29 protein-coding genes, 1 other RNA gene and 1 pseudogene are annotated in these 17535 nt (G+C 58.4%); 29 read left to right on the top strand and 2 right to left on the bottom strand.

Features of this window, described 5'->3' with window-relative positions; all coding sequences use genetic code 11:
• Positions 1-418, bottom strand: a 418-nt coding sequence (locus HUO07_RS19155; protein WP_176304848.1) for a helix-turn-helix transcriptional regulator, incomplete at its 3' end; no start/stop codon positions are given.
• 24 nt (positions 419-442) lie between these two features.
• Positions 443-514, bottom strand: a pseudogene (locus tag HUO07_RS22305) (hypothetical protein); the annotation flags it as partial.
• A 278-nt stretch (positions 515-792) separates the two neighbouring features.
• Between HUO07_RS22305 and HUO07_RS19150 the strand changes: the two are divergent.
• The 29 genes from HUO07_RS19150 to HUO07_RS19010 all read left to right on the top strand — a co-directional run bounded on the left by HUO07_RS19150 (position 793) and on the right by HUO07_RS19010 (position 17529).
• Positions 793-1146 (top strand): helix-turn-helix domain-containing protein, encoded by a 354-nt coding sequence (locus HUO07_RS19150; RefSeq protein ID WP_176304847.1) that lies wholly within the window; start codon positions 793-795, stop codon positions 1144-1146.
• 2 nt (positions 1147-1148) lie between these two features.
• Positions 1149-1586, top strand: coding sequence for a hypothetical protein (locus HUO07_RS19145; RefSeq protein ID WP_176304846.1), 438 nt, complete (start codon positions 1149-1151; stop codon positions 1584-1586).
• Positions 1583-3628, top strand: a complete 2046-nt coding sequence (locus HUO07_RS19140; RefSeq protein ID WP_176304845.1) for a DNA-binding protein — start codon at positions 1583-1585, stop codon at positions 3626-3628. Before HUO07_RS19145 ends, HUO07_RS19140 begins: the two co-directional genes overlap by 4 nt.
• A 41-nt stretch (positions 3629-3669) precedes the next feature.
• Positions 3670-4389 carry an AAA family ATPase gene (locus tag HUO07_RS19135; RefSeq protein ID WP_176304844.1) on the top strand — a complete coding sequence of 240 codons (720 nt, stop codon included), beginning with the start codon at positions 3670-3672 and terminating at the stop codon, positions 4387-4389.
• 2 nt (positions 4390-4391) lie between these two features.
• On the top strand, positions 4392-5042 hold the full coding sequence (locus HUO07_RS19130) for a hypothetical protein (RefSeq protein WP_176304843.1): 651 nt from the start codon (positions 4392-4394) through the stop codon (positions 5040-5042).
• On the top strand, positions 5039-5434 hold the full coding sequence (locus HUO07_RS19125; RefSeq protein WP_176304842.1) for a hypothetical protein: 396 nt from the start codon (positions 5039-5041) through the stop codon (positions 5432-5434). Before HUO07_RS19130 ends, HUO07_RS19125 begins: the two co-directional genes overlap by 4 nt.
• Positions 5431-6072, top strand: a complete 642-nt coding sequence (locus tag HUO07_RS19120) for a hypothetical protein (protein WP_176304841.1) — start codon at positions 5431-5433, stop codon at positions 6070-6072. The genes HUO07_RS19125 and HUO07_RS19120 overlap by 4 nt, the downstream gene beginning before the upstream one ends.
• Entirely contained in the window at positions 6069-6518 is a 450-nt protein-coding gene (locus HUO07_RS19115) for a hypothetical protein (protein WP_176304840.1), read from the top strand. The genes HUO07_RS19120 and HUO07_RS19115 overlap by 4 nt, the downstream gene beginning before the upstream one ends.
• A gap of 2 nt (positions 6519-6520) precedes the next feature.
• Entirely contained in the window at positions 6521-7153 is a 633-nt protein-coding gene (locus tag HUO07_RS19110) for a DUF3164 family protein (protein ID WP_176304839.1), read from the top strand.
• 3 nt (positions 7154-7156) lie between these two features.
• Positions 7157-7315, top strand: a complete 159-nt coding sequence (locus HUO07_RS19105) for a hypothetical protein (protein ID WP_176304838.1) — start codon at positions 7157-7159, stop codon at positions 7313-7315.
• Positions 7312-7461 (top strand): hypothetical protein, encoded by a 150-nt coding sequence (locus HUO07_RS19100; protein ID WP_176304837.1) that lies wholly within the window; start codon positions 7312-7314, stop codon positions 7459-7461. The genes HUO07_RS19105 and HUO07_RS19100 overlap by 4 nt, the downstream gene beginning before the upstream one ends.
• A gap of 81 nt (positions 7462-7542) precedes the next feature.
• Positions 7543-7752, top strand: a complete 210-nt coding sequence (locus tag HUO07_RS19095) for a hypothetical protein (protein ID WP_176304836.1) — start codon at positions 7543-7545, stop codon at positions 7750-7752.
• An RNA gene (locus HUO07_RS19090) (hammerhead ribozyme type II) lies at positions 7751-7816 on the top strand. Before HUO07_RS19095 ends, HUO07_RS19090 begins: the two co-directional genes overlap by 2 nt.
• Before the next feature lie 8 nt (positions 7817-7824).
• Positions 7825-8523 carry a DUF2786 domain-containing protein gene (locus HUO07_RS19085; protein ID WP_176304835.1) on the top strand — a complete coding sequence of 233 codons (699 nt, stop codon included), beginning with the start codon at positions 7825-7827 and terminating at the stop codon, positions 8521-8523.
• On the top strand, positions 8520-8930 hold the full coding sequence (locus tag HUO07_RS19080; RefSeq protein WP_176304834.1) for a hypothetical protein: 411 nt from the start codon (positions 8520-8522) through the stop codon (positions 8928-8930). Before HUO07_RS19085 ends, HUO07_RS19080 begins: the two co-directional genes overlap by 4 nt.
• Positions 8927-9349, top strand: a complete 423-nt coding sequence (locus HUO07_RS19075; protein ID WP_176304833.1) for a gp16 family protein — start codon at positions 8927-8929, stop codon at positions 9347-9349. The genes HUO07_RS19080 and HUO07_RS19075 overlap by 4 nt, the downstream gene beginning before the upstream one ends.
• A complete protein-coding gene (locus HUO07_RS19070) occupies positions 9336-9764 on the top strand; it encodes a Mor transcription activator family protein (RefSeq protein ID WP_176304832.1) in 429 nt (142 codons plus the stop codon). The genes HUO07_RS19075 and HUO07_RS19070 overlap by 14 nt, the downstream gene beginning before the upstream one ends.
• A gap of 30 nt (positions 9765-9794) precedes the next feature.
• A complete protein-coding gene (locus HUO07_RS19065) occupies positions 9795-10115 on the top strand; it encodes a hypothetical protein (RefSeq protein ID WP_176304831.1) in 321 nt (106 codons plus the stop codon).
• A 202-nt stretch (positions 10116-10317) separates the two neighbouring features.
• Positions 10318-10647 carry a putative holin gene (locus tag HUO07_RS19060; protein ID WP_176304830.1) on the top strand — a complete coding sequence of 110 codons (330 nt, stop codon included), beginning with the start codon at positions 10318-10320 and terminating at the stop codon, positions 10645-10647.
• Between the two features lies 1 nt (position 10648).
• Positions 10649-10807, top strand: a complete 159-nt coding sequence (locus tag HUO07_RS19055; protein WP_176304829.1) for a hypothetical protein — start codon at positions 10649-10651, stop codon at positions 10805-10807.
• Positions 10804-11466: a transglycosylase SLT domain-containing protein gene (locus tag HUO07_RS19050; RefSeq protein ID WP_217908969.1), complete on the top strand. Its 663-nt coding sequence runs from the start codon at positions 10804-10806 to the stop codon at positions 11464-11466. The genes HUO07_RS19055 and HUO07_RS19050 overlap by 4 nt, the downstream gene beginning before the upstream one ends.
• Positions 11454-11804 (top strand): hypothetical protein, encoded by a 351-nt coding sequence (locus HUO07_RS19045; RefSeq protein ID WP_176304828.1) that lies wholly within the window; start codon positions 11454-11456, stop codon positions 11802-11804. Before HUO07_RS19050 ends, HUO07_RS19045 begins: the two co-directional genes overlap by 13 nt.
• Positions 11801-12094, top strand: coding sequence for a hypothetical protein (locus HUO07_RS19040; RefSeq protein WP_176304827.1), 294 nt, complete (start codon positions 11801-11803; stop codon positions 12092-12094). The genes HUO07_RS19045 and HUO07_RS19040 overlap by 4 nt, the downstream gene beginning before the upstream one ends.
• A 7-nt stretch (positions 12095-12101) precedes the next feature.
• The gene (locus HUO07_RS19035; RefSeq protein WP_176304826.1) at positions 12102-12443 is read left to right on the top strand and encodes a hypothetical protein; all 342 of its coding nucleotides are present in this window, start codon (positions 12102-12104) and stop codon (positions 12441-12443) included.
• Positions 12444-12743: a VpaChn25_0724 family phage protein gene (locus HUO07_RS19030; RefSeq protein ID WP_176304825.1), complete on the top strand. Its 300-nt coding sequence runs from the start codon at positions 12444-12446 to the stop codon at positions 12741-12743. It abuts the gene before it with no gap.
• Between the two features lie 2 nt (positions 12744-12745).
• A complete protein-coding gene (locus tag HUO07_RS19025) occupies positions 12746-13294 on the top strand; it encodes a DUF3486 family protein (protein WP_176304824.1) in 549 nt (182 codons plus the stop codon).
• Positions 13294-14802: a hypothetical protein gene (locus HUO07_RS19020; RefSeq protein ID WP_176304823.1), complete on the top strand. Its 1509-nt coding sequence runs from the start codon at positions 13294-13296 to the stop codon at positions 14800-14802. The genes HUO07_RS19025 and HUO07_RS19020 overlap by 1 nt, the downstream gene beginning before the upstream one ends.
• Positions 14796-16403, top strand: a complete 1608-nt coding sequence (locus HUO07_RS19015; RefSeq protein ID WP_176304822.1) for a DUF935 domain-containing protein — start codon at positions 14796-14798, stop codon at positions 16401-16403. The genes HUO07_RS19020 and HUO07_RS19015 overlap by 7 nt, the downstream gene beginning before the upstream one ends.
• The gene (locus HUO07_RS19010; RefSeq protein WP_217908968.1) at positions 16393-17529 is read left to right on the top strand and encodes a phage head morphogenesis protein; all 1137 of its coding nucleotides are present in this window, start codon (positions 16393-16395) and stop codon (positions 17527-17529) included. Before HUO07_RS19015 ends, HUO07_RS19010 begins: the two co-directional genes overlap by 11 nt.
• Positions 17530-17535 lie beyond the last annotated feature (6 nt).

Here is a 17535-nt window from a genome sequence, read left to right as displayed (position 1 = left end):
ATTCCTTATTCGCGCTAATGATGGATACGCCGTTGAATTGGCGCTGCAGGCGCTTAGCGTAGAGATGTCCATCCAGCCGCAGTATATAGATACCCTCGCCCTCAATCGCCGTCCTGGTGTGGTCAATCAGCACCGTATCACCGCTATGCAGTACCGGCTCCATGCTGTCGCCATCAATGCGGATTGCTGAAAGGTGATCCGGCGTTAGCCCCTGCTTGCGCAGTGAGTAGCGTGTAAAGCTGATGTGCGTGAGTACGCGGCAGTTCTCGTTCCAGGCCCCATCGCCCGCGCTGCACTGCGCGTCATACAGGGGCACAAAGGCGTAGTCCTCCATCCCAGCCACTTCCGTATCCGGAACAGGCTGGCTTTGGCCTAATTCTTTTGGCCCTTCACCTGTGGCGACCCAGTCGAGGGACACCCCGGCGCCTTGAGCTAAACGCGCAATGCTGTCAAGCGCCGGTATCGAGTCACCCGCTAACCATCTATGAAAAGTGGATAAAGCCACTCCAGCCATCTTCGCAGCTTTTTTGCGCCCACCCATCATCTCAGAAATTTCCGAAATTCGAGTTCCGATTCCTTTATCGGGATTCGGAACTGAGGATTCAGTTTTTTCTTTCAGTTCCGATTCTTCATAAGGCATTGATTTAGACCCAATATTCCTTATAAGGACTTTAATATCCATATAAGAGAGAAAAAGAACTCCATAAAAGGATTTAACAGTTCCGAATGTGGAGTTATGTTTATGGGGAAAGACAGGTTAGACACCCCAAAAAACGCCACCGAGGTGACGCCATGAATAACGAAATTCCTATCAATCCTTCCCAGCGCTGGGAGTGGTTGAAATACCAACTCCGCAGCCAGGGTTCCAGCTTGCGCAAGCTTAGCGACGAACTTGGCGTCACTGGCAACGCGGTGCAACTGGTGAAATACACACCGTACCCACGCATGGAGCGCGCTATTGCCAAAAAGCTTGGGCTTACTCCTCATGCCGTTTGGCCAGAGCGCTGGAACCACGACGGCACACCATGCCGCGAACGTCCCAACCGCGCAGAAAAACTCACAACTGCAAAAGCGCAAAACCGTATATGCAACAAGGATAGCGGTTCTAACGCTATCGCGCATCGTCAAATGGCACAGGGAGCATAGCCATGCGACGCGTCAAAGATACCCAAACATTAGACATCTTTGAGGTACCGGCGCCGGTCGTGCCTATGCCAGGCAGCGGCAACTATGCCGCCCAGGTCAGTGAGTTAGTCGGTCTAGTGCTGAAAGATTGCCCCGTTGATCGTTACGAAGTCGCCGCGCAGATGAGCCGTTTCTCGGGTGACGACGTCTCCAAGCACATGCTAGATGCGTGGAGTTCACCAGCGCGCAGCGACCACAACATCCCTTTCTACCGCATTCCACTATTGGAAGAGGTCTGCCAAAGCCACGTTTTTACCGACTGGATCGTGCACCTGCGTGGCGGGCGCGTCGCTTATGGCCGTGAAGCCCTTGCTGCCGAATACGGGAAGTTGTCGCGTGTACAAGAGCGGGTAAATGCGGATCTGCGAAAGCTGAAAAAGCTGATGGGAGAAGAAGAATGAACTGGTACTCTGCCAAAGAACTGGCCGGGCTACCAGGCATGCCCGGCACTGAGAGAGGCGTTAAAAAAGCTGCCGAGCGCAATAGCTGGGAAGGCCAACAGCGCCTGAGCAGCAAAGCGATTGAATACGCCTTCGCGGTTCTACCCACCGAAACTCAAAACGCACTGCTTTTGGCACAGGCAGATAACGCCGCGCCACCCCCTGTTAGCACCGTAGTGCCCCAGCAGGAAGAACAGCGCCCTGGCCAGCAGCAGCTAACCGATGCCCAGCGCCAAGTGATGACTGCCCGTGTTGCCTTCGTTCGCGAGATCGAGCGCATGAGCAAAATGGTCAGCCAGCAGCGCGCTATCGAAACGTTAGTTGCCCATGCGAAGGAAGACGATCTAACGCCTTACCTTAAAGAGCGCGTCGTGATGGCCAACGACCGCAAGACAATCACGCGCAACCTGAGTGAGCGCACCCTAAAGCGCTGGATCGCTGACTTCCGCAAGCACGGCGAACGCGGCCTAGCGCCTAAACGCCGCCAAGCGGATATGAGCATGCCTGTTTGGGCCGGTGATTTTCTCAAGCGCTACCAGAAGCCGCAGAAGCCTAGCGTGGAAGCGGCCTATCAGCTGCTGGTCGAGCAGACCCAGCCGCCGCACCCCTCTATACACCAGGTGCGCCGCTGGCTTGCCAAGCTGTCACCGGAAGCGCGTGAGCGTGGCCGCATGGGCGCTCATGAGCTGAAGGCGCTCCAGCCCTTTAAGCGCCGCACCAGTGCGGAGCTATGGCCCAACGATGTGTGGGTCGCGGATGGCCACACCTTTGATGCCGAAGTGATTAACCCGCTGACCGGCCAAGCGTTTAGGCCAGAGGTCACGCTGATCATCGACTGGGCAACGCGCCGGATCGTCGGCTTCGCTCTCAACCTTGCGGAGTCGACCGTAGCTACGCTGGATGCGCTGCGCGATGCCGTCAGCCGCGTGGGCATGTTCAACCTGTTTTATGTCGATAACGGCAGCGGTTTTGACAACGCCACTGTTTATGAAGTGGTCGACCGCCTGGGCGGCACCATCACCCACTCGCTGCCTTATAACTCACAGGCACGCGGTGTGATCGAGCGCGCCCACCAAAGCACCTTGGTAAAGCTGGCTAAAACCATGGACAGCTATATCGGTGCGGACATGGATAAAGAGGCGTCTACCAAGGCGCACAAGCTAAGCCGTCGCGATATTAAACAGGGGTTAAAGCCCGCGTTAATACCCACGTTTCAGGAGTTCTTTGATTTTTTAAACGAGGCGTTAAACGTCTATAACCACAGACCCCATAAAGGCCTTTCCAAAGTTCGCGATTTGGAGTCTGGAAGGCTGCGCAACCAAAGCCCGATGGAAGCCTGGAAGAGCGCCGAAGCCGAAGGCTTTGAAGCGCTAACCGCGCCTAGCGATGTGGTCGCCTCTCTCATGCGCCCACAAGAAGTACGCAAAACCAACCGTGGCGAAGTGCGCATCAACGGTGGCCTCTACTTCCTGGATGCCCTGCGCGATATGCACGGCGAAGAGATCCGCGTCGCCTGGGACTACCGCGATACCGGCAGCGTTGGCGTTTACACCCTGGAAGGCGAACACCTAGGCGATGCCATCCTTGACGGCAACGCCACCCCCGCCATGCCTGCAACCATGATCCAGCGCGCCGCCGAGAAGCGCGAAAAAGGCCAGCTCAACCGCTTGGCACAAAAAGCCAAAACCATCACCGGCAGCGATGTCGAGATCCGCGCCATTACCCCCGCCGCCAGCTACTCAGACGAAAAGCAGGCAGCCGCAGGCCGCGCCTATGCCAAGCAGCTGGCGGATCAAGGCACACGCTTTCAGATACCCCAAAACAAGATGGAGCGTTATCGGCTTTGGAAAAAGCTGGATGCCCAACTTCAGCAAGAAGAGGAAGTGCCGGAAGCAGCACGCGACTGGTACGAACGTTACCAGCATCACAACGATTTTCGCGCTATCGCGAAAGTAATGGATGCGGACGGGCTGTCACCCGCCCGCAACCGGCGGGCCGTCTAGACCACGGCCCACGACACCCCAACCTTGGATAAGGAAGCACTATGAGCGTCAACACCATTGTACCACTCACTAACGTCGGGCTACTCGCCGCTGCCGTTGAAAGCGCCGCCAACCGCCCGCCAGAACTGCCTGGCTTGGTGGTTATGTACGGCCCCAGCGGCTACGGCAAAAGCCTAGCAGCGGCCTATGCCGCCAACCTACACCGCGCCTACTACGTCGAGTGCCGCGAAAGCTGGACCAAGAAAGCGTTTGTGGTCGCCGTGCTGCGCGAGATGGGCATCATCCCCATGAAAACCCTGAGCGAGATGGTCGACCAGATCGCCGAGCAGCTTTCCCGCTCAGGCCGCCCGCTGATTGTGGATGACGTCCAGTACGTGATTGACAAAGCCGCCGCCAACGTCCTCACCGACATCTATAACGCCAGCCAAGGCACCCTGATTCTGATCGGTGAAGAACGCGTGCCCGCCTCAATGGCCCGCCTAGAGCGCCTGCATAACCGCGTATTGGAATGGGTACCCGCACAGGCGGCAAGCCTAGACGATGTGCGCGCTCTGGCTGACAAGAGCTACCCCGATATTGAAATTGACGACGACCTGCTGCAAGCCGTTAACGACCGCGTGAAAGGCTGCCTGCGACGCGTCGCCGTCAACCTCTACCAGATCCACTCAGAAGCTACCGCCAACGGCTGGCAAATGGTTGGCCTGCGGGAATGGGGCGAGCGCGAGATCCACACTGGCCAACCACCGGCACGGAGGGGCTAAGCATGTCAGTGAAAAATAGCGCCAAGCGCAAACCAGCCCTATCCGGCATGGCAGGTGATGTAACGCCCCGCCAACGCATTTGGGACGCCATCCGTCACCAGCATGCAGAGGACGGTCTGATCACCATGCAGGGCATCCGTATTGCGCTCAAGCGTCAGGATGATCTTCCAGAAAGCCTGGTTAGCGGCTACTTACGCGCGTTGATTGCAGGTGGGTTTCTAGTGCGCAGCAACCCCGAAGCGCTGCCTGCTACAACGGCCATCTATTTCCTAAAGCGCGACGTGGGCGTAGAAGCCCCTCGCGTGCGCCGTGATGGTTCGCTGCCACCACCGCCAGGGCGCGAGCAGCTGTGGCGAACGCTCAAGATCATTGGTGCGTTTACCGGCCAAGAGCTGGCCGATGCCGCCAGCACCCCCAAGGTGCCGGTCGCCAAAGCCACGGCGGATGAGTACATCAAAATGCTCGCCAGGGCTGGGTACCTGCAAACCATGGTGGAATCTTCCCCCGGTGTACCAGGGCGTTATCGCTTGATGCCCAGTTACTGGACCGGCCCGATGGCGCCGCAGATCCGCCGCACCAAAGAACTCTACGACCCCAACACCGGCGAAGTCGTCTACTCGCGAGTGACCAAAACCGAAGGGGGTGAGCCATGAGCACGCCCTTAAACAACAGCATTCGTCGTACCCGTACCGTCGATATCACCAACTGGGGCGAAGAGCCGCCCCGCTGGATATTGCTGCTGGCCGATGAAGTGCGTGCCACTAACCGCAAGATGGCGGGAGAGCGTATCGGCGTCTCGCGTAGCGCGGTCTCTTTGGCACTGGCCAACCGCTACCCGAGCCCCTCCACCGACAGCATCGAAAAAAAGGTGCTACTGGCTCTGGATGGCCTCCAGTGCCCCGCGCAGCAACTCACCATTAGCGTTGAGCAGTGCCGCGACTACCGCGCACGCCCAGCGCCCACCCACAACCCCATGGCCATGCGCATGTGGCGCCACTGCCAGTCATGCCCGCACAACCCCGACCGCCAGGGAGAAAACCAATGACCCTTAAAGCCACCTGCCCCGAGTGCGGCATGAGCGGCGACATGGCCGCCTTCGTTACCCAGGGCGAGCACAACCAGGCGCTGGCCGCTGCGCTAGAGATGCCCGCCCTATTGAGCAGCCGCATCGTGCGCTACCTCGGCATGTTCCGGCCTGCCAGCCGCGCCCTGGCGAGCGCCAAAAGTGCCCGCCTGCTAACCGAGCTTAAAGAGACCATCAACAGCGGCGTGATCGAGCGTAAAGGCATCACCCGTGAAGCGCCGCTAAAGGTCTGGATTGCCGCGCTTGACCAGCTGCTGGAACGCCCACCCAGCAACCTACCGTTAAGCGGCCACGGCTACCTCTATGAAGTGGTGGCCAACTGCGCAGATCGCCACGCCGGTGAAGTGGAAAAGCAGCGCGAAGAACAGGCACGCAGCGGTGCCAAACAGCCCGCAAACCGTGCCCCAGCAGCGGCGCTGCGCGAGCGTTCTACCGATGACGTACTGGCCGAGCACGAACGTTTGAGAAACCGCCAATCGACGGTGTCCAGCAGCAAAAAGGGCCAACGACAAACCGCCAAAGCCGTTGAGCAAGCCACCGCACCCAAGCGCCTATCGGATCTGCTGAAAGGTGCCGCCAACCAGGGAGACCAGCAATGAGAACCTACAGCGACGCCCACCTTGAGCACTACGCCGACCGCTTCATCGCCCTGCGCATGGCACGCCATGGCGTGAATCTAGCGCAGTACCTGATCAACCCGGCCCAGTTCGAGCGCCTGGCGTTGGAACCTGAACCACTGCTACCCGCGCAAGAAGCCGCCGTGCTGCGCATTTGGCAGCGCTGGGATACCGGTTTGGCTGAAGTGAACGAACAGGCCGACCAGCCCAGCGAAGACAACGACATCGAAACCCAAGCCGATGGGTGGAACTGGCGCGACCTTATCCAGCAGTGGCGTGACGAAGTGGCTCAGTCTGAGCGTGAAGTGTGCCAATTGAGCCAGCGCAACGGTGCCGCCTTTGAGCCGATGCGCCATCACCGTCACAACCGTGGAATGAATCGCGGCGCCTCCAATTTTGTACGCAAGCAAGCCCGTAAAGGAGCCTGAGAATGAACACCCAAGCCAACGAAGCGCAACGAATCCCAGAAGGCTACCGGATGGACGCCAAAGGGCGTTTGATCCCAGAAGAAAGTATCAAGCCGATTGACCAAGCCCGCGATGAACTCGCCATTGAGCTGGTCACCAAGGCCATTGAGCTGAACCGCCAGCTCCAACAGTTCAAAGCCGCTGCCTTTGGCGACATCGAAACCTTTGTGCAGCTTTCCGCTGAGCAGTACGGCGTCAACGTGGGCGGCAAGAAAGGCAACGTCACGCTGTTGAGCTTCGATGGCCGCTACAAAATCCAGCGGCAAGTGGCCGATCACATCACCTTCGATGAGCGCCTCGAAGCCGCCAAAGGTTTGATTGATGAGTGCTTGAAGGATTGGACGTCAGGTGCTGGCCATGAGGTGAAGACCATCGTGCAGGACGCCTTCCGCACCGACAAGCAAGGCAACCTGCGCACCGGTGCGGTGCTTGCCCTGCGCCGCCACGACTTTGACGACCCGCGCTGGCTGAAAGCCATGGACGCCATCGCCGACGCCGTTCAGGTAACAGGCTCCAAAAGCTATGTGCGGATCTATGAACGCATCGGCGAAACCGAGCGGTACCAGCCCATCAGCCTGAACATTGCGGAGGTGTAACCCATGCCCAGCAAATGCCAGTACTTCTACCAGCTCCAGTGGCGCGGCATCAGCGCCGCGCAAGCCAAGCAGTGGCTAAAGCAGAACCCGCCGCCGCGCAACTGGAAGCACAGCGCATGGCGTTGGGCGAGCGAGAACATGACCGATGAGGTGACCCAATGAGCACGGTTTTGAATGCCAGTTCAATCAGAGTCAGCCCTGCGATCGGCGGCTTTGTTGGCACCTTGCGCGGCCAGCGTGCCACGGGTACCACTCACCGCGACGCAGCACTGAACGTGGCGCGCAAGGTCTACGGCCCACGTCGTTAACGACTACCTACGCGACTCCGACACAGCGGCGGGCATCCAGTACCGCTATCACATCACCTACCGCGCTAACCGAGGTGCCGCATGAGCGAGCCGACCAAAACCAGTACCAAGGCCATGATCACGATCGAGCCTAACGAAACCGGTGGTTTCACCGTTTATGCAGGCTTCAACGGCGAAAGTGCCAACTCGCCAGAGCTTAAGCAGGCAGGTCGGTTAGCGCTGCTAGGAGTGCTCGCCATTAAAGAGGTGCTAGAAGAGGCCAAAGGAACCATCAAAACAACCATCCATTAAGCGAAACGCCCCCGCGTGGGGCGTCTGCTGGGCGTGGTGGCCCAGCACTGATGAGCAGCCAAGGGGAGAGAAATGGACAGCAAAGCGTTAGACAAAATCAAAAAGTGCCTACGGCTTGCCAAGTCGAGCAATGCCAATGAAGCCGCCGCCGCATTGCGCCAGGCGCAAAAATTGATGGCCATTCACGGCGTCACCAATGACGACGTGGCCATGAGCGATGTAGGCAGCCACACCACTAAAACAGGCGCAGGTAAAACGCCGCCCGCCTACGTGATCATGCTGGGATCTATGGTTGCCGGTGCCTTTGGCGCTGAGAAGGTCTACCAACAGGTCTTCGACGGTGAGCGATGGACACTTAACGTTGAGTTCTACGGCTTGAATGGTGCTGCCGAAGTAGCGGGCTATGCCTTTGAAGTGCTGGGCCGACAGCTAAAGCGCGACCGGACTGCCTTTTTGGCCACCCTCAATAAGCGCCTAAAGCGAACCACCAAGGTGCGCCATGGTGATCTCTATGCGCAAGCATGGTTGAACGCCGTGGCTAAACAGGTGACACGCCAGCAACGCACTGAAGCTGAGAACGCCATCGTGGAAGCCTACAAGGCCAAGCGCTGGGAAGAACTGGACACCATGAAGCCTCGCGATAACACCAAGGGCATGCGCAGCCATGATCATGGTGCCATTCACCAGGGCTATCAGGACGGCAAGAAAGTCAGCTTCCACCAGGGTGTGAACGGCAGCCGTCACGCCCAGATCGGTGAGGTGGCGTCATGAACAAATGGCAGCAACTGGAAGAACAGCTCTCTGGCATCTTCGGCACCGCCAAGATCCTCGCTGACGGCTATGAAGTGACTTTTTACAAGTGTCTTAGCAAGGGTGAGCGCCTGGTGATTGAGACCTATGTGAACGGCCAAATCAAAGGGGAGTGGTTCATGCGCGGCGAGAACGGCACAACTAAACACCCCGAATCCCGTTTCTTTCGTCCGCGTAAGAGTCGTGCATATCCCGTTAAGCAGTATGGAAAGCTCAAGCGGATATTCGGCAAGAAACAAGCCGACAACATGGTGGAGCTGAAAACCGTCATGTTTGACCCCACATGGAACAGCCCCAAAACGCTGATCAGTCACCTGAAAAAGCATTTCCCAGACCTAGAGCTGAAAGCCGATGAGGTGACGTCATGATCAGCAAAGGCAAGCTGGCCCAGATACACATCGCGAAGGCCCAATTGGGCCTAACCGATGAAGACTACCGCGCCATTCTCGCCCGCACAGCGGGCGTGAGCAGTGCCAAAGAACTCACGAATAAGACTGTAGGCGGCGTTATGTATGAGTTTCGCCGCCTTGGCTTTGAGCCGAAGCCCGCCAAAAAGGCAGGTCGTAAAGCCCCCAACCCTCCACGCTCCCGCCAAGCGGAAATGAACAAGGTCGAGGCACTGCTCACACACGCGGGCCGCGCCTGGGCCTACGCCGACGGCATGGCTAGGAACATGTTCAAGGTGGATCGTGTGGACTTTCTCGACGACAGCCAACTGCACAAGCTGCTCCAGGCGTTGATCATCGACGCCAAGCGGCAAGGACGGTACCCCGATGAACTCGCATAAGGCAGACAACCTAGACCTAGGCTTCGGCATCCCCGCCGATGCCCTGGACTACCTCGACCCTGAGATACTCAAGAAGTGGCCACAGGGGCTAAGCGATATGCTCACCGTGGTCGAGAACGCCCATTTCCGCGCCGGTGATGACCCCAAAGTAGCCCGCAGCCGCGCCTTTGCCGCCGTGCGGGCTATCAGCTCGTTTGCCGGTGGGCGGAGTCTTTACGTACCCCAAGGCCGCCAATTAGACCGCGCCCTGCGAGACCGCGAAATATGGGAGCGCCACACCGGCGACAACATCCCCCAACTGGTCGAAGACTACGACCTGACCGAAGCGCAGATCTATAGCATTCTCGGCGAGCAGCGCAAACTAGCCCGCGCCCGGATGCAATCTGATCTTTTCGGCGACAGCTCAAACGGCTAAGCTAGCCTCAACCGAGTTAGGAGAACAATCATGAAAGCACTCGCAGGGATCACGATTATCAGCGCCGCGCTATTGGCGGGCTGTGAATCTGGGGACATTAAAACAGCAAAAGAGACCGTTGCCAGTGAGCTTCGCGATCCTGAGTCAGCTCAGTTTCGCAATATCATCAAAACAAAAGAAAACGAGTGGGGTGTAGTGACTGTATGTGGCGAGGTAAATGGGAAAAATTCCTATGGTGGCTATGTGGGTTTCCAGCGTTTCGTCAATAGTCCTCCGTCAAATCGAGTGTATATGGAAAAATCATGGTTAACGTTTGATGATCTTTGGGATGATAACTGCTCCAATTCATAGTTGCCGAGTGCTCGGAAATCGAGTTGAATACGAAATAGAGCGCCCGAGCGAACTGATCGCGATAGCTCCCAACAAACCCGCCACGGCGGGTTGTTTTCTTTCTAGCCTTCCAAAACTCCTAAACCGCTTGATTCCCGACACCTAGTCGATCCCCTCTAGCCTAAACCTCACTGCACTGTGCTTACCGCTCACCACGCACGCAATGAGGCTACCTACCGTGACCCCCCAAACCCGTTACAACCTGCTCGACAAGCTTCGCATCGGCCCCTGGCTGATCCTCGCTATTCTCGCCACCTTCGTCGTTGCTTTGCTCTACCCGCACCAACTCGGTGTGCTGCTCTGGTCGCTGAGCAAGTTGTGCTGGGGCGCCTACCTCGGTTATTGGATCGACCGCTCGATATTCCCCTACGCCCGCCCGGATAGCTTCAATCCAGATAAGCACACGAACGAGGTCACATCCTGGGAAGCGCTCATGCTGCGCCGCTCAATCATCATCGCCGCCGCTATTCTCGCGCTTGGCCTAGAAGTCTGACATGGGCGCCGATACCGCCGCTGAGCTGCTTGCTGAAGGCGAACGCCTGGTTGCTGAGATAGACGCCCTTGCCGCTGGCCCTAAGCGTTTAGCCGCTTATTACCGCCTGAAAGATGTGGTCGAGCGTGCGGAATCGGCGCTCCAGGAGGAACGGACATGATGAACGATCTCAAAGCTTACCTACGGGAACACGGCACCAGAATCGCCATGTGTGTGGTGCTGGCGGCGCTGCTGGCGTTCGAGCTTTTCCAGCCTGCTCATGCCCAAATACCCAACGCTGCCCAGGGCTACCAGCGAGAGCTAACCCGCGTGGTGCAGCAAGAATGGGGCATGAATGGCCGTGTCGCCGTGCATGCCGCGCAGATCCACCAAGAAAGCGCCTGGCGATCAAATGTCAACAGCCCCGTGGGTGCCCAGGGGCTTAGTCAGTTTATGCCCAGCACCTCGGCATGGATCGCGGAAATCTACCCCGACCTGGGCCGCGCCGCCCCGTACTCCCCCGGCTGGGCCATGAGGGCCCAGGCACGTTACAACAAGTGGCACTGGCAGCAGCTGGCAAGTGCCGCTGATGAATGCCAACGCTGGGCCTTTGCGCTCAGTGCATACAACGGCGGCCTTGGGTGGGTGAACAGAGACAGGCGCCTAGCGACCGCCGCCGGGGATAACCCCAGAGTGTGGTTTGGAAGCGTTGAGAAGTACACCCACCGCGCAGGCTGGGCCCTGCGAGAAAACCGCCACTACGTGCGACACATCCTACTCACGCTCACGCCCCGTTATGAGCGCGCGGGATGGCAAGGGGGTGCGCCATGCAACGCATAACCACCATCCTACTTATTTTGGTCTCAAGCGCTCTTGGCTGGAACGTATGGCAGAACCACACGTTGAAAACCGACCTCGCCCTTGAGCGTTCTGCGTTATCCCAAATGGTGGATAAGCGCGATGCCTGGAAGCAGAAAGCCAATGAGGTAGCCGACGAGCTAGGCTACGCCGAGCGCAGCCGACGCCTCGCCGAAGCCGATCTTAAAGCGCTTCAAGAAGAATTGGCCGAACAGGCCGAGGATTACGACGTCCTACGCCGCCGCATTCAGGAATCGCCCGCCAGCGACGATGGCGAGGTGGCCCCGGTGTTGCGCTCAACGCTGGAGGCGCTGCCATGAGAACGGTATTGATCATCGGCGCTGCCGCAGCCTTGGCTGCCTGTAGCAGTACGCCGCCAGAGTTGCCTCCACCACCTTCTGTCAATGTCTACGAATGCGCCGCACCAGCGGGCATGACAGCACAAGAACGCCAACCGCTGCGCCCTGTGGGTGATTACACCCAGAACGATGTGGCGCTTTACATCACCGACTTACACCACTGGGCAACGCGAGGCTGGCTAAAGCTTGCCCGCGTGCGCGAACACGCCGACAAGTGCGTGGCCAGTAACGACGAAGAAGACGAAGACTGAGGGGAACATGGAAATTACCAACATATGGGATGCCCGCTTTCTTTTCGAGCTGCTTAAGAACGGCTTCCTGCTTGCGGGTGGGGTTTACGTCTGGTGGACCACGCGCAACCGCGCCACCAGTACCGCCATCCGCGAGGTTCACATCCGGCTTGATGAGGTTGATAAGCACGTGTCACGCCTAGAGCAAACGCTTGAAAACCGCCCTGGCTTCAGCGAGATCGACAAGTTGTGCGGCGAGATGGCGGGCATGAACAGATCAGTGGGTGAGCTGGCCATGCAAGTGCAGGCCAGTAATCAACTACTCAACCGCTTGCACGAATACCTGCTGACGGAAAAGGGGAACCGATAAATGAGCTATCCAGACTTTGAAACCGAAGGCCGTCGGCTGGTTATTTTGCGGATTCTCTCACGCCGCAACCAGTTCACGACTAACGAATACAGCCTGAACGATGAGCTGAAAGGCGCCTACGCCCACAATATCAGTCGCGACAAGCTGCATGGCGATCTCGCCTGGCTAGAAGAACAAGGGTTGGTGATTACGCAGACTCCCCGCATAGGCTGGATCGTTACCTTAACCTCACGCGGTGCTGACTGTGCCGAGGGTCTCGCTAACGTACCTGGCGTCGCTAAACCACGCCCAGGGGTTTGATCATGCCGCCTCGCAATAAGGTATTCGACCTGCCCCAGGATGTGCGCGAACAGCTTAACGAGCGCCTGGTCAGCAGTGGCTTTCAAGGCTACGAAGCGTTAGCTGGGTGGCTAAGCGAGCGCGGTTATAACGTTTCCAAGTCGAGCGTGCACCGCTATGGCCAAGACTTGCAGGAAGAGTTCGAAGAAGCCATGGGCGACGTGCGTAAGACCACCGAGCTAGCCCGCGCCATGGCAAGCGAAGGCGAAGACGAAAGCGGCCACTTGATCGATGCGACCGCTAGGATCGTACAAGACCAGCTGCTACGTATCTCTATCGCCATGCGTAAAGCCGAGCATGAACCCGACGTGGCGGCAAAGCACCTTTCCAGCGTGACCAAAGCCCTGGCCGATATTGGCCGTGTTTCGCTAAGCCAGAAAAAGTGGGCCAAAGAGCTGCGGGTGGAAGTCGCTAAAGAGGCAGCAGCGAAAGCCGAAACCAGCATGGCCACGCAAGGCATGAGCCGCGAAGCGATCGACTCAATCAAGCGCGACATACTGGGGATTGCCTAATGAGTGCGCTCCCTAAATCCGTTCTGCTGCCCTATCAGAAGGCATGGATTGAAGACGAATCCGATCTCAAGATTGCCGAGAAAAGCCGCCGTACCGGCCTGACCTGGGGTGAGGCCGCCGATGCCGTGCTAACGGCTAGTAGTGCTAAGGCCGCCGGTGGTACCAACCACTTTTATGTGGGCAGCAACAAGGACATGGCCATCGAGTTTATCGACGCCTGCGCCATGTGGGCTAAGGCGTTCAATCGCGCTGCCTCGCACATCCAGGAAGAGCTTTACCAAGATGAGGATAAAGACATCCTCACCTTCAATATCCACTTCTCTAGTGGCTTCAAGATCCAGGCGCTTAGCTCGCGCCCCAGCAACATGCGTGGCCGCCAGGGTAACGTCACGATTGACGAAGCCGCCTTCCATGACCAGCTCGCTGAGGTACTCAAAGCAGCACTAGCCCTCACAATGTGGGGCGCCAAGGTGCGCTTGATCAGCACCCACAACGGCGTTGAGAACGTTTTCAATGAGCTGATCCAAGACAGCCGAGCGAAAAAGAAACGCTACAGTGTTCACCGCATAACGCTGGATGACGCCTGCGAGCAAGGGCTGTACCAGCGCATTTGCCAAGTACGCGGCAAGCCGTGGAGCCTGGAAGCGGAAGACGCGTGGAAAGCCAACCTGCTGAAGGACACCGCCACCAAAGAGGATGCGTTAGAAGAGTATTACTGCGTACCCAAAGCAGGCGGTGGTGCCTACCTTTCACGCGCCATGATCGAAGCGCGCATGGTCGATGCGCCGGTGATTCGCTTCGAAGGCAGCGCCGAATTCAACGCAGTACCCGAGCACTACCGAGCACTAGAGATCAACGCCTGGTGTATTGAACACCTGCTGCCACTACTGGAAAAACTCGACCCCAAGTTGGCTCACTGCTTTGGCGAAGACTTTGGCCGCAGTGGTGATTTAACCGTGATTGCCCCCATGGCCATCACTCAACAGTTGGTGCGCCAGGTGCCGTTCCTGGTCGAGCTGCGCAACGTGCCGTTCAAGCAGCAAGAGCAAGTGCTGTTTTTTATTGCCGATCGCCTGCCAAGGTTACAAGGCGGCGCGCTGGATGGTCGCGGCAACGGCCAGTACTTAGCCGAGCAGGCAGCCGAGCGCTACGGCAGCATTGTCGAGGTCGTCATGCTTTCCCAAAGCTGGTACCTGAACAATATGCCGCCGTTCAAGGCAGCGTTTGAAGATGAGCTGATCATGCTGCCCCGCGACAGCAACGTGGTCGACGACCTACGCGCCCTGCAGGTGATCAAGGGCGTGCCCAAGCTGCCCGATGCCAAAACCGGCGACAGCAAAGACCGCCACGGCGATGCTGCCATCGCGCTGGCCATGGCCTACTACGCCAGCCTGATGGATATCACCTCGATCGAATTCACCCCCGCGCCCCTGCCTGGCTCAAGCCAGGACAACGACAGCGACGATATTGAAAACACCAGCTTTGGAATAGGAGGCGGCGCATGGTAAGCCCTACCGCAAAGTATCGGCGCAATTTGGTCAAAGCCAGTGCGCCAGCCTTGAAAGAACAGCAAACGAATGACGCCCGGATCGGACAGCTCAAGCGCGAGTTTGCCGAGCACCCCACCAAGGGGCTAACGCCCGCACGGCTCTACCAGATCCTGGAAGCGGCTGAGCAAGGCGACCTGAAAGCGCAATCTGAACTTTTTGACGACATGGAAGAGAAAGACGCCCAGATCGGTGCCGACCTGGGCAAGCGCCGCCAGCTAGCCGCAGAGCGAGAGTGGCAGATCGTGCCACCGGACAACGCCACCGCTGTAGAGAAGCGCGCCACTGAACAGGCCATTGAAGTGTTTAGCGCGCTGGAAGTGGAAGACCTGATTTTGGATCTCGGTACCGGCATCGGCCACGGCTGGGCCAACCTGGAGCTTCCATGGCAACGAGATGGCGCGATGCGCTACATCGAGCAGCCCACGCTGCGCCCCCATAGCTGGTTCCGGCTGCACCCGGATGATCAGAACTGCATCACGCTACGCGACATGAGCGCGACTGGTGCCGAGCTGTGGCCGCTGGGCTGGGTCCAACACCGTCACCGCGCTAAATCGGGCTACGTCGCCCGCATGGGTTTACACCGCATGCTGGCGTGGCCGTACTTGTTCCAAAACTACGCCCTGGGCGACCTGGCGCAGCTGCTCGAAATCTACGGACTACCGGCCCGCATTGGTAAGTACCCGAAGAACGCGACCGAGCGTGAAAAGGCTACGCTGCTGCGCGCCGTGGTCACGTTGGGCCAGAACGCAGCGGGCATCATCCCCGAAGGCATGGCCATCGACTTTACCGAAGCGGCGGGCAAAGGCAGCTCAGCCGATATCTACAAAACCATGATGGACTGGTGCGAACGCGCCAAGGCCAAGGCGATTCTAGGCGGCACGCTCACCAGCGGTACCGGTGAAGGCACGAACACCAACGCCCTCGGGAACGTGCATGAGCGTGGTCAGATGAGCCTGATTCGTTCCGATGCACGGCAATACGCGGGCAGCATCCGCAAGAGCATTCTTTGGCCTATGGCCGCGCTAAACTTCGGCATTGATAAGCCAAACCGCGCCCCGCGCTTTTATTTAGATTGCGGTGAAACCGAGGATCTAGACCGTCTCTCCAAGAGCCTGCCTGCACTGGTAGACATGGGCGCAAAGATTCCCATGTGGTGGTTCCACGAGAAAAGCGGCATCCCAAAAGCTGCCGAAGGCGAGGATGTGCTAATGCCAAAAGCGGCGCCAAATGCTTTTGGTGCGCTACGTTTGGCACAGTCGAGCCAACCTATCGCGGCATTGCGCCAGGCACCCGCGCAGCCAGGTCAGCCCAGCTACTACCGTGACGCCACCCTCGACCAGCTAGACGGCCAGGCGCAGCCGGTCGTAGACGCCTGGGTTAACAAGGTGCAGCAGCTGGTAGAGCAAGCGGAAAGCCTAGAGCAGCTGCAAGAGATGATCGCCACGGCCTTTGATGACCTTGATGAATCGGAGCTTGCCGATGTGATGGCCACCGCCTTTGAGGCCGCCGATCTGGCAGGCAGAGCAACGGTCGATGAGGAAACCGGCAATGCCGATTAGCGCTGAGTTCCGCCGCCCGTTCCCGGAGCAAGTGACGTTCTTCCGTAACAAGCTGAACCTGCCCACCACCCGCAGCGGCCAAATCACACTCGACCAAAACGACGCTGCCTTTGTGGTCGCAGGCGCTACCAAGGCGGATCTGTTAGCGGATCTGCGCGGTGCGGTCGATGACGCCATTAGCAACGGCCAGAGCCTGGGTGAGTTCCGCAAGCAATTTGAAGAGATCGTTGCCAAGCGAGGGTGGACCGGCTGGACAGGGGGAGACACCAAAGCGGGCCGCGCATGGCGTACCCGCCTTATCTACAAGACGAATCTGGATACATCCTACGCCGCTGGCCGGTGGCAGCAGATGACCGACCCCGACGTTGTGCGCCTGCGCCCGTATTGGCGCTACGTACACAACACGGTCGAGAACCCACGCCAGCAGCACAAACGCTGGCACAACCTGGTGCTGCGTCACGATCACCCGTGGTGGCAAACCCATTTCGCGCCCAACGGCTTCGGCTGCAACTGCGGTGTCGAGACGTTAAACGAACGCGGCTTAAAGCGCCTGGGCAAAGACGGCCCAGATGCAGCTCCGAATGATGGCACTTATGAAAGCGTCGATAACACCACTGGCGAAGTGGTCACCGTACCCAATGGCGTGCAGCCTGGTTGGGATTACGCCCCAGGACAAACGGCAACCGAGCGTGCGATCGCCGCCAGGCTAGAGCGCTTGGGTAGCGTCGAGGCCAACATTGCCCGGCAGAACGTAGCGCAATTAGTGGAAGCACCATTATTCAACCGCGTTATAAATGGCGAGGTAAGTGGTGAGTTTCCGGTCGCGGTGGTACCCACCGCAGAACGCCAGGTGTTTGGTGGCGAATCCCCCGTGGTGTTGCTGTCTCAAGCTGCACGGCAGGCTAACCCGGAGATAAGCGCCAACGACTACCGGCGCATCCAGGAGATGCTCGAAGATGGCGAGGTCTACCAGCAGGCGGATCTCTCGCGCCTTGTGTATCTCATCGTTGATGGTTTGACGTACCGCGCAGAGCTACGCCGTGAAGCCGAAGCAGGCAGCTACTACGTCACGCTGTTTAAATCCGAGACCGACACACCACCGGCGGATGCCGTGCGCTTGCGATAGGAGGCT

Origin of the sequence: Vreelandella maris, assembly GCF_013371085.1 — a bacterium.
Lineage (GTDB): Bacteria > Pseudomonadota > Gammaproteobacteria > Pseudomonadales > Halomonadaceae > Vreelandella > Vreelandella maris.
This window is presented reverse-complemented; position numbering and strand designations above follow the sequence as displayed.

Coding starts and splice junctions, on each gene's coding strand:
- HUO07_RS19035 (WP_176304826.1), top strand. CDS start 12,102: ATGGAAATTACCAACATATGGGATGCCCGCTTTCTTTTCGAGCTGCTT.
- HUO07_RS19145 (WP_176304846.1), top strand. CDS start 1,149: ATGCGACGCGTCAAAGATACCCAAACATTAGACATCTTTGAGGTACCG.
- HUO07_RS19085 (WP_176304835.1), top strand. CDS start 7,825: ATGGACAGCAAAGCGTTAGACAAAATCAAAAAGTGCCTACGGCTTGCC.
- HUO07_RS19010 (WP_217908968.1), top strand. CDS start 16,393: ATGCCGATTAGCGCTGAGTTCCGCCGCCCGTTCCCGGAGCAAGTGACG.
- HUO07_RS19105 (WP_176304838.1), top strand. CDS start 7,157: ATGCCCAGCAAATGCCAGTACTTCTACCAGCTCCAGTGGCGCGGCATC.
- HUO07_RS19020 (WP_176304823.1), top strand. CDS start 13,294: ATGAGTGCGCTCCCTAAATCCGTTCTGCTGCCCTATCAGAAGGCATGG.
- HUO07_RS19150 (WP_176304847.1), top strand. CDS start 793: ATGAATAACGAAATTCCTATCAATCCTTCCCAGCGCTGGGAGTGGTTG.
- HUO07_RS19045 (WP_176304828.1), top strand. CDS start 11,454: ATGCAACGCATAACCACCATCCTACTTATTTTGGTCTCAAGCGCTCTT.
- HUO07_RS19110 (WP_176304839.1), top strand. CDS start 6,521: ATGAACACCCAAGCCAACGAAGCGCAACGAATCCCAGAAGGCTACCGG.
- HUO07_RS19125 (WP_176304842.1), top strand. CDS start 5,039: ATGAGCACGCCCTTAAACAACAGCATTCGTCGTACCCGTACCGTCGAT.
- HUO07_RS19070 (WP_176304832.1), top strand. CDS start 9,336: ATGAACTCGCATAAGGCAGACAACCTAGACCTAGGCTTCGGCATCCCC.
- HUO07_RS19135 (WP_176304844.1), top strand. CDS start 3,670: ATGAGCGTCAACACCATTGTACCACTCACTAACGTCGGGCTACTCGCC.
- HUO07_RS19130 (WP_176304843.1), top strand. CDS start 4,392: ATGTCAGTGAAAAATAGCGCCAAGCGCAAACCAGCCCTATCCGGCATG.
- HUO07_RS19015 (WP_176304822.1), top strand. CDS start 14,796: ATGGTAAGCCCTACCGCAAAGTATCGGCGCAATTTGGTCAAAGCCAGT.
- HUO07_RS19100 (WP_176304837.1), top strand. CDS start 7,312: ATGAGCACGGTTTTGAATGCCAGTTCAATCAGAGTCAGCCCTGCGATC.
- HUO07_RS19060 (WP_176304830.1), top strand. CDS start 10,318: ATGAGGCTACCTACCGTGACCCCCCAAACCCGTTACAACCTGCTCGAC.
- HUO07_RS19055 (WP_176304829.1), top strand. CDS start 10,649: ATGGGCGCCGATACCGCCGCTGAGCTGCTTGCTGAAGGCGAACGCCTG.
- HUO07_RS19140 (WP_176304845.1), top strand. CDS start 1,583: ATGAACTGGTACTCTGCCAAAGAACTGGCCGGGCTACCAGGCATGCCC.
- HUO07_RS19115 (WP_176304840.1), top strand. CDS start 6,069: ATGAGAACCTACAGCGACGCCCACCTTGAGCACTACGCCGACCGCTTC.
- HUO07_RS19120 (WP_176304841.1), top strand. CDS start 5,431: ATGACCCTTAAAGCCACCTGCCCCGAGTGCGGCATGAGCGGCGACATG.
- HUO07_RS19080 (WP_176304834.1), top strand. CDS start 8,520: ATGAACAAATGGCAGCAACTGGAAGAACAGCTCTCTGGCATCTTCGGC.
- HUO07_RS19065 (WP_176304831.1), top strand. CDS start 9,795: ATGAAAGCACTCGCAGGGATCACGATTATCAGCGCCGCGCTATTGGCG.
- HUO07_RS19075 (WP_176304833.1), top strand. CDS start 8,927: ATGATCAGCAAAGGCAAGCTGGCCCAGATACACATCGCGAAGGCCCAA.
- HUO07_RS19095 (WP_176304836.1), top strand. CDS start 7,543: ATGAGCGAGCCGACCAAAACCAGTACCAAGGCCATGATCACGATCGAG.
- HUO07_RS19050 (WP_217908969.1), top strand. CDS start 10,804: ATGATGAACGATCTCAAAGCTTACCTACGGGAACACGGCACCAGAATC.
- HUO07_RS19040 (WP_176304827.1), top strand. CDS start 11,801: ATGAGAACGGTATTGATCATCGGCGCTGCCGCAGCCTTGGCTGCCTGT.
- HUO07_RS19030 (WP_176304825.1), top strand. CDS start 12,444: ATGAGCTATCCAGACTTTGAAACCGAAGGCCGTCGGCTGGTTATTTTG.
- HUO07_RS19025 (WP_176304824.1), top strand. CDS start 12,746: ATGCCGCCTCGCAATAAGGTATTCGACCTGCCCCAGGATGTGCGCGAA.